We start from the raw sequence: 14071 nt of genomic DNA on the forward strand, positions 1-14071 counted from the left end.
TATCCTCCCGCATCCTCCGCGTGCGGAATGGACCTGGGTCCATGTCCCTTCCGTGCGGGACCGGGAAGACTGAGACTGCCCCTTTTCTGTCTTTTCTCAGGAGGCCCCATGCCCCGTGTCCTCGCCCCCGCCGCCGCACTCGTCGCCCTGGGTGTCGCCCTGGCCGCATGCGCGCCCGAGCCCGCCGACGAGAGGGTCGGGGTCGAGGTCGCAGCGGCACCGCCCGCGGACGCGATCGCCGTCGTCGGTGGCGACGTCGATACCGCGATCGCCGACGCACTCGGCGCCCTTCCGGAGATCATCGACGCCGACCTCGAGGAGACGGGCGTTCCCGGACTGGCCGTCGCCGTCGTGCACGACGGCGAGGTGATCTACGCCGAGGGCTACGGGGTGAAGACCGCCGGGGGCGAGGACGCGGTCGATGCCGAGACCGTCTTTCAGATCGCGTCGGTGTCGAAGGCGATCTCCTCGACGGCGGTCACGGCCGCGATCAACGAAGGAGCCTTGACCTGGGAGACCCCGGTCTCCTCCCTCCTGCCCGACTTCGCCCTCGCCGACCCGTATGTGACCGACAACGCCACCGTCGCCGACTACTTCTCCCACCGTTCGGGTCTTGCCACCGGCGCGGGAGACGACCTCGAAGACCTCGGCTACGAGCGGACGTACGTGCTGGACCACCTTCAGCTGCTCCCGCTGGATCCCTTCCGGTCGACGTACCACTACTCCAACTACGGCATCACGGTCGGTGCCGAAGCAGCCGCAGCGGCCGTGGGGTTGCCGTGGGAGGACGCCGTCGACGAGCTCGTGTACGAGCCGCTCGGGATGACGCACACCAGCTCGCGCTACGACGACTTCCTCGCCCGGGAGAACCGGGCCGACATCCACGCCTTCGTGGACGGCGGCTTCGAGCCCGAGTTCGCACGAGACCCCGACCCTCAGGCGCCCGCCGGAGGGGTCTCCTCGAACGTGCTCGACCTGGCCGTATGGATGAACACCGTTCTGGCCGGCGGGGAGCACGACGGCAGGCAGATCTTCGACCCGGACGCCCTGATCGCGGCGACCACCGGCGAGATGGTCTCCGGACACCCGATGGACAACACGTGGCGCACCAGCCTGTACGGCTACGGATTCAACACCGAATCGGCCGCGGGAGGCCGCACGGTGATCGGCCACTCGGGCGGATTCGTCCTGGGCGCCGCCACGAACATCCGCATGATCCCGAGCCTCGACCTCGGGATCGTGACACTCAGCAACGGTGCGCCGTACGGGCTTCCCGAGGCGGTCAACGCGCAGTTCCTCGACCTGGTCCAGTACGGCGAGGTGACGCGCGATTGGGTCGACGACTATCGCGGTGCGGTCGCGAGTCTCACCGCGCCGGTGGGCGACCTCGTCGACGTCGCCCCGCCGTCCGACCCGCAGCCTTCCGGCGCCGCGTCGGAGTACACCGGCACATACGCCAATGACTACTTCGGAGAGCTGACGGTGTCCGAGGCAGCCGAGGGTCTCGCGGTGGCGATGGGTCCCGGTAAGGACTACGTCATCGAGTTGGCGCCCTGGGACGGCGACGTGTTCTCTTTCGCGCCGACCGGGGAGAACGCGCCCGAGGGCTCCCTGTCGTCGGCGACCTTCGGTCGGGGCGGCGACGGGGTCGCGACGCTCACCCTCGACTTCTTCGACCATCAGGGGCTCGGGACGTGGAGACGCTGACGTCGCCGTCCGCCGGTGCGGTCTGCGCGATGCCGCGGTGAGCAGCCCGTGATCGGGCGCGGGGCGCCGTCGATCGGGGGTGAGCCGGAACTGGGGCCGGCTCACCCCCGTCGCCGCGTCCCCAGCGGCCCGACCGATACGCCTCACGGCGTGTGCACGGGTACCGGTGGACGGCAGCGGAAAAAGAACGAAGCCCCTCGGAGAACCGAGGGGCTTCGTGGTTGCCGGAGACGATCTCTCGTCTTGTGACCCCAGCGGGATTCGAACCCGCGTTACCGCCGTGAGAGGGCGGCGTACTAGGCCGCTATACGATGGGGCCGGAAGGCAACCGTTCGATTATGGCACGGGTTTTCCCGTTCCGACAAATCGAGGCCGGAAGACCTCGGCGCGCTTGCCCAGGCACCCCGGCGAGGGTTGACTCGAAGCATGCGAGTGACCAAGTTCGAGCATGCCACGCTCACTCTCCGTGAGTCCGGGAAGACCCTCATCGTCGACCCGGGCTCGTTCACCTCTCCGCTGACCGACCTCGAGGACGTCGTCGGCGTGGTGGTCACCCATGAGCATCCCGACCACTGGACTCCGCAGCACCTCGACCGCATCCTGAAGGCGTTCCCCGGGACGCCCGTCTTCGGCCCGCAAGGCGTGTCGGACGCGGCAGCGGACCACGACATCACCGTGGTCGCGCCCGGCGACGTCGTGGCGGCGGGGCCGTTCGCACTGCGGTTCTTCGGCGGCCGTCACGCGGTGATCCACGAGTCGATCCCGGTCATCGACAACGTCGGGGTCCTGGTCAACGACACGGTCTATTACCCGGGCGATTCCTACGCTGTGCCGGATACGCCGGTGAAGCTCCTGGCTGCTCCCGTCGGTGCGCCGTGGCTGAAGATCGGCGAGGCCATGGACTTCGTGTTGGCCGTGAAGCCGCGCAGCGCCTTCGGAACGCACGACATGACCCTCTCGGTGGCCGGACGCCAGATGGGCCGGGCACGCCTGACATGGGCTGTCGAACAGAACGGCGGAGAGTTCTTCGAACTCGACCCGGGTGATTCCGTAGACGTGTGAATCCGACGAGCGGCCGGCCCCGCAGGGAACCGGCCGCTCGTTGCGGTGGGAGGACGGATCAGGCGCGGGCCATCTCCGGCTCGGCGGCAGCCTCGGCCTGCTGCAGCTCCTTCCGGCCGACGAAGCGCTTCAGCCCCACGACCGCGAACGCGGTGACGACGGTACCCGCGGCGAGGGCGATCAGGAAGCCCCACACCGGGCTGATCGCGAAGAACACGAAGATGCCCCCGTGCGGTGCAAGCGACTGCACCCCGAACGCCATCGTCAACGCACCGGTGACCGCACCGCCGAGCATCGACGCCGGGATCACGCGCAGCGGGTCCGCCGCCGCGAAGGGGATGGCCCCTTCGCTGATGAAGGCGGCGCCCAGCAGCCAGGCCGCCTTGCCGTTCTCCCGCTCGACGGGCGTGAAGGATCCGCGGGCGAGCACGGTCGAGGCCAGTGCCATCGCGAGCGGCGGCACCATGCCCGCGGCCATCACGGCGGCCATGATCAGGTACGGCGTGGGATTCTCCGGGGAGCCCGCCGCAAGGCCGGCGGTGGCGAATGCGTACGCGACCTTGTTGACGGGACCGCCCAGGTCGAAGCACATCATGAGGCCGAGGATGATGCCGACCACGATGATGCCCGACGTGCCGGCCAGCTCGTTCAGGCCGGTGTTCAGCGCATCCATGAGAGAGGCGATCGGGCGGCCGAGGAACAGGATCATCAGCCCCGAGGCGACGATCGAGGCGATGAGGGGGATGATCACGACCGGCATGAGACCGCGCAGCCAGCGCGGCGCGTCGAGGCGCCCCAGCCACCAGGCGACGAATCCGGCGAGCAGACCGCCGATGATGCCGCCGATGAACCCGGCGTTCATGAGCACCGCCACCGCTCCGGCGACGAAACCGGGGGCGATCCCGGGGCGATCGGCGATCGCGAAGGCGATGTAGCCGGCCAACGCCGAGACGAGGAAGCCCATCGACGTGGCACCGATCATGAAGAAGACCGAGCCGATGTAGAGGCCGACGTTCCCCAGCAGCAGGTCCTCACCGCCGGTGGGAAGATTCCACAGCGCGTTCTGGGTGATGATCGTGCCGGCGTTGTCGGTCACGTCGTACCCGCCGAAGAGGAAGCCCAGGGCGATCAGCAGACCGCCTCCGGCCACGAACGGGATCATGTAGCTGACACCGGTGAGCAGGATCCGCTGGATCTTCGCGGGCCAGGACATCGATTCCGCGGCGGGCGCGTCCGAGGCGGTCATTTCGGCGGTGACGGACACGCGGTTCGCGTTCGGGTCGGATGCGGCGGAGACGGCCTCGGCGATGAGCTGGTCGGGCTGCTCGATGCCGCGCTTGACCCCGGATCGGACAACGGGCTTGCCGGCGAACCGCTGGGACTCACGAACGTCGACGTCGGTGGCGAAGATCACCGCGTCGGCGCGCTCGATGACCTCGCGCGGGAGCGCCTTGTATCCACTGGAGCCCTGCGGCTCGACGACGAGCTCGACTCCGTCGGTCTTGCCACCGGCGGCGGAGAGGGCATCGGCGGCCATGAACGTGTGGGCGATGCCGGTTGCGCATGCCGTGACGGCGACGATGCGCAGCGGCTCGCCGGCCGTCGTCGGCGCGTCGGCAGGCGCGGGGGCCGCCGAGGAGGCCGCCTCCTCCTCGCCGATCGCGACGCGGACGATCGAGACGATCTCTTCGGCCGTGGTCGCTGCGCGAAGGCTGTCGGTGAAGGCCTCCTGCATGAGGTGGCGCGCGAGCTTGGACAGGACCGCGAGGTGCGCCTCCGCGGCGTCGTCCGGGGCGGCGATGAGGAACACCAGGTCGGCGCCGCCGTCGGGTGCACCGAAGTCCACCCCCGGCGACAGGCGTGCGAACGCGAGGGACGGCGTGGTCACGGCCGAGCTCTTGGCGTGCGGGATGGCGATACCGCCGGGCAGGCCGGTCTCGTCTTTCTCTTCACGGGCCCACGCGTCGTCATAGAGCTTTCCGGCGTCGGTGGCGCGGCCCTGCGCGGCGACGCGGGCGGTCAGCGCGCGGATGACGGCGGCCTTGTCGCCGCCGAGGGGCTGGTCGAGGCTGACCAGCTCCGGGGTGATGGTGTCGATCATGGTGGTCTCCGTTGATCAGGGTGGGGGTCAGGAAAGGACTGTGACGGTGACGGCGACCTCGGGGAGGTCCGCCGGGGTCGGCGGGAGGGTCCCGGGGAGCGTCGCGGCGGCGGCGCCGTACCGGATCGCAGACAGCAGGCGCTCCTCGGGGCTGCGCCCGGCGACGTCGGCGATCAGCAATCCGGCGAGCGAGCTGTCGCCCGCCCCCACCGTGCTGGCGACGCGGATGCTCGGCGCCGTGGCGAATCGCGCGCCGTCCGCGTCGACGAGGACAGCACCGCGTGAACCGAGCGTGATCAGCGCGGCCCCGACGAGGTCGGGCACGAGCGAACGCGATGCCTCGCGCACCGCACGCGGAAGGTCTTCGCCCTCCAACGAGGAGCCGACGAGGTCGGCCAGCTCTTCGTCGTTCGGCTTGATGAGGTCGGGATACCCCTGCCTCACGACGGCCTCGAGAGCCGCTCCCGACGTGTCGACGGCGATGCGCGGGGAGCTCTGACCGTGCGCGGCCCGGACGGCGCGGATGATCTCGACGTAGAAGTCCTCGGGCGCTCCCGGGGGCAGAGATCCCGCCAGCACCAGCCAATCGGCTCCGGCACAGACCGACACCGTCGCGTCCACCAGCGCGGAACGCTCCGCGTCCGACAGGACCGCTCCCGGGAGGTTCAGTTTGGTCGTCACCCCGTCGGGATCGGTGATCGTCAGATTCGCACGGGCGGCACCCGCCACCGGAACCCGTGTCGCCTCGATCGCGCCGGCTCGCAGCGCGGCATCGAAGGGGTCACCTTCGGCCACCGGCACGACGGCGCGCGTGGACACCCCGGCCGCACGGAGCACCCGCGCGACGTTCACGCCCTTGCCCCCGGCGTCCTCCCGCGAGGCGGCGGCAGGTTGCACGTCCCCCACCCGCAGCGGGCCGTCGAGGGCGACGGCGCGATCGAGGGAAGGGTGGGCGGTCACGGTGACGATCATGCGATCCACACCTCCACACCGGCGTCCTCGAGCGCTGCGGCCAGAAGCGGGTCGGGCGACGCGTCGGTGACGAGCACGTCGATGTCGGCGAGAGCAGCGAATCCCACGAGTCGGTCGGCACCGAGCTTCTCGGCGTCGGCCAGCACGATCACCCGGCGGGCGCTGCGGACGATCTGGCGCTTGACCGAGGCTTCGTCGGGGTCGGGGGTGCTCAGGCCGAAGTCGGCCGAGACGCCGTTGGTGCCGACGAAGGCGACGTCGGGACGGAGGCCGGATATGGCATCGACGGTCGCGGCTCCGACGGCGGCGCCGGTGACGCCGCGGACGCGGCCCCCGATGACGGTGAGGTCGATCTCCTGGGACCCCGAGAGGGTCTGTGCGATCGACAGGGCGTGCGTGACCGCCTCGATGCGGGCTCCCGAAGCGTCCAGGCGCTCCGCGACGGCGGCCGTCGTCGTGCCGGCATCGAGGTAGACGGAGCCGCGAAACTCCCTCCCCAGGGCCGTGATCGCCCGGGCGGCGATCGCCGCCTTCGCGTCGGCAGCTCTTCCGAGTCGCTCTGTCAAGGTCGGCTCGACGGTGCTCCCCCGATCGCTCTTGACAGCTCCACCGTGGACACGTCGCAGGGAACCGGCGCCTTCGAGCTGCGCGAGATCGCGGCGGACCGTCTCGGTGGTCACCCCGAACCGGCGCGCGAGGTCGACGACGCTGACGCGTCCGTCGTCGGTGAGCAGTCGCTCGATGAGCTCGTGGCGCTCCGTTGCGTACATGTCGTGGCACTCCTCTGTGGATTTCCACAGATTACAACACGAAACCACATAAAACAAGATTCACAACAACATGTCCCCACAACCCCCTCGGCACCCGCGCGCCTCGTGGTGAGATGGGCACGTGAACGTCCCCCGCGTCGAACCGACGACAGCAGTGCACCTCATGCGTTCACGCTTCGAGGCCTTCCGGAGCGGCGACGTCGAGTGGCTTCTGCGCACGTGGCACCCGGACACGCGTCCGCCTCGGCTGGACCTCGGCGACATCCGCTGGCGGGGTCTGCAGATCGTCGACGTCGTCGCCGGCGGCCCGGATGACACGCGCGGCACGGTCGAATTCCGCGCGACCTACCTCACCGACGACGGGCTGGGCATCCTCCACGAGCGCTCACGATTCGTGCGCGCGGACGGCCGGTGGTTCTATGTGGACGGCGAAGTGACGGCGTCATGATGCGCGGCGTCCTCAGTAGGAACCCGTCCTGGTCTCACCCTCGATGACAGCCACCCACCCCTGCAGACCGGACTCGCTCTCCCACGTGTAGCTGACGGCACTCCCGGGCGGCAGCCCCGGGCCGATGCGGGGGTCGACGGCAGAGAACCCGGACCCCGCCGCGGGCGCGGTCGAGGAAGAGCCGGTGTCGGGCGGCGTCTCGGACGGGACGACAGGCAGCCCCGTGGTCTCGACATCGGGAGCGACCGAGTCCAGTGCGACGCCCGGGGGCGGCGCGGACAGCGCCCAGGCTCCCGCCACGAGTGCGGCTCCGACGGCGCCACCGCCGGCCGCCCACAGCCAGCGACCGCCGGTTGCAAGACGTTCGCGGGGCGGGTCGCCCCCCACGACGTCGAGGACGACCCCCTCGGTCGCGACCGGAGGGGACTCTCCCGCCGCGCGATGCTCCGCCGATGGCGCGCGTGGCGTCGAGTCCCCCACGCCCGTGGAGGGAAGCAAGGACGCGGCACGCTCCATGACGACGCGCTCTTCGAGACCCTGCAACAGCACTGCCTGCTCCGCGGTGAACTCAGACGCCGGGCCGTACACACGCCGCCGCAGGTCGGCGAACTCCTCCGGTGTCGACGAGGGCGACTGTGCGCTCATCTCCCCATTATCCAAGGCACAAGGAGGACGCGGGCCGCTTGTCGGAACAACGCGAAAACCCCCGCTGAACGGGGGTTTTCGAACGTGGCTGGGGTACCTGGACTCGAACCAAGAACAACTGAACCAGAATCAGCCGTGTTGCCAATTACACCATACCCCACCGGTTTCGACCGGGGTCGTGCCGAAGATCGAGTCTAGACGACTCGGGGCCCGGTGACAAACCGACCGGCGTCAGCGACGGTGCGCCACCAACGCCTCCAGGCGCCGCAGGGTTTCCGCCTTGCCCAGCAGTTCCATCGACTCGAACAGCGGCGGCGAAACGCGCCGTCCGCTGAGGGCCACACGGAGCGGCCCGTAGGCCACGCGTGGCTTCAGCCCCAGACCCTCGACGAGTGCGGCCGCGAGCGCCTCCTGGATGGCCGCCGCGGCGAACTCTGCATCGGCGATGAGCTCGAGGGCACCCACCGACGCGACCAGAACCTCGTCGGCGTTCTCGGGAAGCCCCGCGAGCGCGTCCTCCTGGTAGCCCACCTCGTTGACGAACAGGAAACCGAGCAGACCCGGCGCATCCCCGAGGAGCGGCATGCGCTCCTGCACGAGAGGCGCCGCGGCCGAGATCAGACGGTGCTGTTCCTCGGTCGGCGGGTCCGAAACCAGGCCGTCGGCGACCAGGTAGGGAACGATCCGCGCGGCGAAGTCCGCCGGCTGCAACATGCGGATGTGGTCGCCGTTGATCGACTCCGCCTTCTTCTGGTCGAAACGGGCGGGGTTGGGGTTGACGTCGGCGATGTCGAACGCGTCGACGAGCTCATCGAGCGTGAAGACGTCGCGATCGGGCGCGATCGACCACCCGAGCAGAGCCAGGTAGTTCAGCAGCCCCTCGTGGGTGAAGCCCTTCTCGCGCTGGAGGAACAGGTCCGCGCGCGGATCGCGCTTGGACAGCTTCTTCGTGCCCTCACCGAGCACGAGCGGCATGTGCCCGAAGCGCGGGATGAAGTCGGTCACACCCGCGTCGACGAGCGCACGGTACAGAGACAGCTGACGGGCGGTGGAGGGCATCAGGTCCTCCCCCCGGAGGACGTGGGTGATGCCCATGAGGGCGTCATCGACGGGGTTGACGAAGGTGTAGAGCGGCACGCCGCCGGCCCGGACGATGACGAAGTCCGGGAAGGACCCGGCCGGGAAGGTGACCTCACCGCGGATCAGGTCGACGTAGGTGAGGTCCTCGTCCGGCACGCGGAGCCGATATGCCGGCTCGCGTCCCTCGGCGCGGAACGCGGCCTTCTGCTCCTCCGTCAGGTGGCGGTCGAAGTTGTCGTAGCCGAGCTGCTTGGCACGCCCGTTCGCCTCGTTGCGTGCATCGATCTCCGCAGCGGTCGAGTAGCTCTCGTAGACCACACCCGCCGCCAGCAGCTTGTCGAGCACCCCTCGGTAGAGGTCGTGCCGCTGCGATTGCCGGTACGGCGCGTGCGGACCGCCCACCTCCACACCCTCGTCCCAGTCGATCTTCAACCAGCGCAGCGCGTCGAGCAGCTGCAGGTAGCTCTCCTCGCTGTCGCGCGCGGCGTCGGTGTCTTCGATGCGGAAGACCATCTTGCCGCCGTTGTGCCGGGCGTACGCCCAGTTGAACAGCGCGGTGCGCACCAGGCCGACGTGGGGCAGGCCGGTGGGCGAGGGGCAGAAGCGCACCCGGACGTCGGAGCCGGTTGCGGTGGTGGTGCGGGGGTCAACGGAAGCCATCCCCCCCAGTCTAAGTCGGCGCCGCCCCACCGCCGTCTTCCCTGTCATCACGACGGCGCCGATTTCATGCGGAAGGCTTCTGCCTCGGCCGCGTACGGTCTCGGCTGCGACTGGATTCTCGAGGAGGTCGCGGGCGTCTTGCTGCTCATCAGCGATGTCGACGCCGCGGACGCCGCCGCACACGTCTCCGACCTCGCGGCTCAGGGATGGACCTGCGAGGAGACCGGTGACGAGACGATCTGCACGACCGGTGATCCGACGGCGGGCGAGCCCGTGTCCACGATCGTAAGCCGCGACGAGACCTGGATCTTCGTCGACGCGTACAACGTCGACGCGGAACCTCTCATCTCCGATCTGATCGCTCAGATGTGGAGCTGAGACCGAGGCGATCAGACCGGCCGATCGGCGCGAGTGCCGCGACGGCCACCACCGCCACACCGACCACGAGCGCCAGTCCGCCGTAACCGATCCATGCGAGCACGACGCCGGCGACGACGGCCCCGACCGCGCCGACGAGACTCATGACGGTGTCACTGAGGCCCTGACGGCGGGTGCGACGGTCTTCATCGCTCGCCTCGGTCAGCAGGGCCGCCCCCGCAACCGTGGCGGCACTCCAGCCCAGACCGAGCAACACCAGCGCGACGGTGACCAGCACGGTGGAATCCTGCCCGACGAAGGCCAGCACGAGCGACGCGCCCAGGAGGACCTGACCCAGGAGGATCGTCGGCATCCTCCCCCAACGATCGGCGAGCACACCGAAGACCGGCGCCAACGCGTACATCCCCGCGATGTGGAGGCTGATCGTCAGGCCGACGACGGTGAGGGTGGCACCGTGGTGGAGCAGATGGACCGGGGTCATCGCCATGATCGAGACCATGACCCCGTGCGCGGCCGCGACGGCGAGGATGGCGAACCGGGCCACGCGGGGGCGGTCGACCCCGGCGATCACCGTCGCCCCGCGCGCGCGATCGGCGGCCACAGCCGCCTGCGCGGTGACGAGCGGGTCGGGTCGCAGGGCGACGAGGTACAGAATGATCGCCAGGCCCTGGCCGACGACGGTGAACAGGTACGGGCCGGTGAGAGTCGGCATGCCGACCATTGCGCCGAGTGCCTCGCCCGGGCCGACGAGGTTCGGCCCGAGGACCGCGCCGAGGGTCGTCGCCCACACGACGACGGACAGATCGCGGCCGCGGGAGGCCGCCGTCGCGAGGTCGGTGGCGGCGAACCGGGACTGCAGATTGGCCGCCTGTCCGGCCCCGATGAGGGCGAAAGCGAGCAGGAGGACCGGGAAGACCGATGTCGCGGTGCCGAAGACGACCAGCACGACCCCGAGCAGGGCGATGGCCATGCCGGTGGCAAGCGCCGGACGCCGACCGAGACGTCGGGCAAAGACGGCGAGCGGTGCGGCGAACGCGGCTGTTCCGAGTGTCACCGCGGCGGTGGCGAGCCCCGAGTACGCGTCGTCGCCGCTGATCTTCGCGGCCAGGACCGCTCCCAGCGAAATCGTGGCACCGAACGCGATACCGCCGAGGACCTGTCCGAGCGAGAGCACGACGACCGTTCGCCGTTGCACACGGCGCACGTCGGCGGGCGGGAAGGGCGACGCCTCAGGCATCGCGGGCGGGGTTCCGAAGGATCCCCAGCCCGGTGATCTCGACCTCCACCGCCTGGCCGGCGCGGATGCGTCCGACACCGGAGGGTGTACCGGTGAGGATGACATCTCCCGGCAGCAGCGTGAATGCCGCCGACGCATAGGCGATGACGTCGGCCACACCGTGCACCATGTCGGTCAACGGCGCCTGTTGGTGCACCTCACCGTCCACACGGGTGGTCAGGATGGCGCCGCCGGTCGGATCGAACTCGGTCTCGATGATCGGGCCCAGCGGGCAGAAGGTGTCGAAACCCTTCGCGCGCGCCCACTGTCCATCCGTGCGCTGCAGATCGCGGGCGGTCACATCGTTGGCGTTGGTGTAGCCGAAGACGTAGTCCAGTGCATCCTTCGCCGCCACGTTCTTCGCGATGCGCCCGATGACGACCGCCAGCTCGCCCTCGAAATCGACGCGCTCGGACTGCGGCGGCAGGATGATCGAGTCGTCGGGGCCGATCACCGACGTATTCGGCTTGAAGAACAGCAACGGCTCTGCGGGAACCTCGTTGTCGAACTCGGCGGCATGATCGCGGTAGTTGCGCCCCACCGCGATGACCTTCGAACGCGGGATGACCGGAGCGAGCAGAGCGACATCGCCGAGCGGCACCCGCTCCCCCGTCGTGTCGTACCCCGCGAACATCGGGTCTCCGGCGAGCACGACGAGCTCACGCTCGTCGACGATGCCGTACTTGATGGCGTCCTGGTGGCTGAAGCGGGCGATCCTCACCCGTCCACCCTACGATCTGCCGGCCCCTCAGGCGTCCAGTCGATACAGCCAGCCGTGCTTGTCCTCTCGCCGGCCGTACTGGATGTCGGTCAGTTCCTCGCGCAGCGACAGGGCGAGCTCGCCGAGCGGCTGCTGATCTTCGAAAGACGCGCCCTTGAGGGTTCCGATGGGTGTGACCACCGCGGCGGTGCCGCACGCGAACACTTCCACGATGTCGCCCGAGGCCACGCCGTCGCGCCACTCGGCCAGGGTGACGCCACGCGCTTCGACCCGGTGTCCGCGGTCGCGCGCGAGCTGCAGGATCGAGTTCCGCGTGATGCCGTCGAGGATGCTGGGCGACTCGGGCGTCACGAGTGTGCCGTCCTTGTGCACGAACACGACGTTCATGCCGCCGAGTTCCTCGACGTTTCCGTCGGCGTCGAGGAAGACCACCTGGTCACAACCCTGCTCGTACGCCTCCGACTGCGGGAGGAGGCTCGCGGCGTAGTTCCCACCGGTCTTGGCCGCCCCGGTGCCGCCCTTGCCGGCGCGCGCGTAATTCTCACTCAGCCAGATCGAGACCGGCTGCACTCCGCCCTTGAAATAGGCGGCGGCGGGGCTGGCGATGACGTAGTAGCCGACCTTGTGCGCCGGACGCACGCCGAGGAACGCCTCTTTGGCGAACATGAACGGGCGCAGATACAGGCTCTGGTCGTCCCCCGAGGGCACCCAGTCGAGGTCGGCGCGGACGAGTTCGGTCAGGGACTGCAGGAAGTACGGCACCGGCAGCTCCGGCAGCGCGAGCCGTCGCGCACTCCGCTGCAAGCGACGACCGTTCTGATCCGGGCGGAAGGTGTGCACCGATCCGTCGGCGTGACGGTAGGCCTTGATCCCCTCGAAGATCTCCTGGCCGTAATGGAGAACGGCCGCGGCGGGGTCGAGCGACAGGGGGCCGTAGGGCTGGACGCGCGGTCGATGCCACCCACCCTTGACCGACCAGCACACGTCGACCATGTGGTCGGTGAAATGGGTGCCGAAACCGGGGTCGGCGAGGATCTCCGCGCGGCGCTCGGAGGAGGCGCCGTTGAGGTTGCGGGAGACGGTGAACTCAAGGGGCTCGAGGTCGGCGTCGATGTCGGAGTCGATGAGGGTCATGTCACGTCCTGGCGTTCGAGGCGCGGGTGCGCCTGGTGAAAGGTTACGCCTGCACCCGGGCGGCGATGGCGTCGCCGATCTCGGCGGTGGTGCGGGGCGAGCCGTCCCGCGCAGCGACGTCATCCTCGACCGCGCGGGTCACGCGGGCCGACTCCTCCGTCAATCCGAGGTGCTCGAGCATGAGGGCGACGGAGATGATCGCTGCCGACGGATCGGCCTTCTGCTGTCCGGCGATGTCGGGGGCCGATCCGTGTACGGGCTCGAACATCGACGGGAACGCGCCGTCGGGGTTGATGTTGCCCGAGGCGGCGAGGCCGATGCCACCGGTGACGGCGCCGGCCAGGTCTGTGAGGATGTCGCCGAAGAGGTTGTCGGTGACGATCACGTCGAAACGGCTGGGGTCGGTCACGAGGAAGATCGTGGCCGCGTCGACGTGGAGGTAGTCTACGGCCACGTCGGGGAATTCCGCGGCGACCTCGTCGACCAGGCGCTTCCAGATCGAGCCCGCATGCACGAGCACGTTGGTCTTGTGGACCAGCGTGAGCGCCCGTCGCCGCGCCTGCGCGAGAGCGAACGCGTACCGCACGACGCGCTCGACGCCGAACGCCGTGTTGACCGACACCTCATTGGCGACCTCGGCCGGGGTGCCCTTCCGAATCGCCCCGCCGTTTCCGACGTAGGGCCCCTCGGTCCCCTCCCGCACGACGACGAAGTCGATGACGCCGGGCTCGGCCAGGGGGCTCGTCGATCCTGCGTGCAGCTTCGAGGGACGGAGGTTGACGTAGTGGTCCAGCTCGAAACGCAGCTTCAGCAGCAGTCCGCGCTCGATGTTCGCGCCCGCCAGGCGCGGATCTCCCGGAACGCCTCCGACTGCGCCCAGCAGGATCGCGTCGTGCTCGGCGATCGCGGCGAGGTCGTCGTCGGTGAGGGTGTCGCCGGTCTCGAGGTAGCGGGCGGCACCCAGCGAGAAGTGCGTCGCGTCGAAGCGCGTCGGGCCGCCCGCGGTGACGGCGGCGAGCACCTTCTCCGCTTCGGCGACGACTTCCGGACCGATGCCGTCACCGGGGATGACGGCGAGCTTGACGACGCGCGACATCGCTCTCCTTGGGTGCATGGC

Annotated in this window: 13 protein-coding genes and 2 tRNA genes; 4 read left to right on the forward strand and 11 right to left on the reverse strand. The window is 69.6% G+C overall.

Going from position 1 to position 14071, the window contains the following annotated elements; all coding sequences use genetic code 11:
• Window positions 1–108 precede the first annotated feature (108 nt).
• Complete coding sequence (locus RZO50_RS10705; protein ID WP_322599722.1) at window positions 109–1707, forward strand: serine hydrolase; 1599 nt, start codon at window positions 109–111, stop codon at window positions 1705–1707.
• 246 nt (window positions 1708–1953) lie between these two features.
• Here the strand turns inward: RZO50_RS10705 and RZO50_RS10710 are convergent.
• A tRNA-Glu gene (locus tag RZO50_RS10710) sits at window positions 1954–2026 on the reverse strand.
• 107 nt (window positions 2027–2133) lie between these two features.
• On the opposite strand from RZO50_RS10710, the gene RZO50_RS10715 reads away from it, so the two are divergent.
• The gene (locus tag RZO50_RS10715; protein ID WP_322599723.1) at window positions 2134–2769 is read left to right on the forward strand and encodes an MBL fold metallo-hydrolase; all 636 of its coding nucleotides are present in this window, start codon (window positions 2134–2136) and stop codon (window positions 2767–2769) included.
• 58 nt (window positions 2770–2827) lie between these two features.
• Here the strand turns inward: RZO50_RS10715 and RZO50_RS10720 are convergent, their stop codons facing one another.
• From RZO50_RS10720 to RZO50_RS10730, 3 genes are read right to left on the reverse strand one after another with little or no spacing between them, the layout of a single operon-like run.
• On the reverse strand, window positions 2828–4870 hold the full coding sequence (locus RZO50_RS10720) for a PTS fructose transporter subunit IIABC (protein ID WP_322599724.1): 2043 nt from the start codon (window positions 4868–4870) through the stop codon (window positions 2828–2830).
• Between the two features lie 27 nt (window positions 4871–4897).
• Entirely contained in the window at window positions 4898–5842 is a 945-nt protein-coding gene (locus RZO50_RS10725; RefSeq protein ID WP_322599725.1) for a 1-phosphofructokinase family hexose kinase, read from the reverse strand.
• Window positions 5839–6612 carry a DeoR/GlpR family DNA-binding transcription regulator gene (locus tag RZO50_RS10730; protein WP_322599726.1) on the reverse strand — a complete coding sequence of 258 codons (774 nt, stop codon included), beginning with the start codon at window positions 6610–6612 and terminating at the stop codon, window positions 5839–5841. The genes RZO50_RS10725 and RZO50_RS10730 overlap by 4 nt, the downstream gene beginning before the upstream one ends.
• A 121-nt stretch (window positions 6613–6733) precedes the next feature.
• On the opposite strand from RZO50_RS10730, the gene RZO50_RS10735 reads away from it, so the two are divergent.
• Complete coding sequence (locus RZO50_RS10735; RefSeq protein WP_322599727.1) at window positions 6734–7060, forward strand: YchJ family protein; 327 nt, start codon at window positions 6734–6736, stop codon at window positions 7058–7060.
• A gap of 12 nt (window positions 7061–7072) precedes the next feature.
• On the opposite strand, the gene RZO50_RS10740 is transcribed toward RZO50_RS10735, so the two are convergent.
• From RZO50_RS10740 to gltX, 3 genes are all read right to left on the reverse strand, one after another.
• Window positions 7073–7705: a hypothetical protein gene (locus tag RZO50_RS10740; protein ID WP_322599728.1), complete on the reverse strand. Its 633-nt coding sequence runs from the start codon at window positions 7703–7705 to the stop codon at window positions 7073–7075.
• Between the two features lie 85 nt (window positions 7706–7790).
• A tRNA-Gln gene (locus tag RZO50_RS10745) sits at window positions 7791–7865 on the reverse strand.
• 71 nt (window positions 7866–7936) lie between these two features.
• On the reverse strand, window positions 7937–9445 hold the full coding sequence (gene gltX / locus RZO50_RS10750; protein ID WP_322599729.1) for a glutamate--tRNA ligase: 1509 nt from the start codon (window positions 9443–9445) through the stop codon (window positions 7937–7939).
• 66 nt (window positions 9446–9511) lie between these two features.
• Here gltX and RZO50_RS10755 point away from each other — a divergent pair, with 66 nt between their 5' ends.
• The gene (locus RZO50_RS10755; RefSeq protein ID WP_322599730.1) at window positions 9512–9823 is read left to right on the forward strand and encodes a hypothetical protein; all 312 of its coding nucleotides are present in this window, start codon (window positions 9512–9514) and stop codon (window positions 9821–9823) included.
• Here the strand turns inward: RZO50_RS10755 and RZO50_RS10760 are convergent.
• From RZO50_RS10760 to RZO50_RS10775, 4 genes are read right to left on the reverse strand one after another with little or no spacing between them, the layout of a single operon-like run.
• Window positions 9789–11060, reverse strand: coding sequence for an MFS transporter (locus tag RZO50_RS10760; protein ID WP_322599731.1), 1272 nt, complete (start codon window positions 11058–11060; stop codon window positions 9789–9791). The genes RZO50_RS10755 and RZO50_RS10760 overlap by 35 nt on opposite strands.
• On the reverse strand, window positions 11053–11820 hold the full coding sequence (locus tag RZO50_RS10765) for a fumarylacetoacetate hydrolase family protein (RefSeq protein WP_322599732.1): 768 nt from the start codon (window positions 11818–11820) through the stop codon (window positions 11053–11055). The genes RZO50_RS10760 and RZO50_RS10765 overlap by 8 nt, the downstream gene beginning before the upstream one ends.
• 27 nt (window positions 11821–11847) lie before the next feature.
• Window positions 11848–12954 (reverse strand): branched-chain amino acid aminotransferase, encoded by a 1107-nt coding sequence (locus tag RZO50_RS10770; protein WP_322599733.1) that lies wholly within the window; start codon window positions 12952–12954, stop codon window positions 11848–11850.
• 43 nt (window positions 12955–12997) lie between these two features.
• Window positions 12998–14050: a 3-isopropylmalate dehydrogenase gene (locus RZO50_RS10775; RefSeq protein ID WP_322599734.1), complete on the reverse strand. Its 1053-nt coding sequence runs from the start codon at window positions 14048–14050 to the stop codon at window positions 12998–13000.
• Window positions 14051–14071 lie beyond the last annotated feature (21 nt).

The organism is Microbacterium xanthum, assembly GCF_034531355.1.
GTDB classification, from domain to species: Bacteria; Actinomycetota; Actinomycetes; order Actinomycetales; family Microbacteriaceae; genus Microbacterium; species Microbacterium xanthum.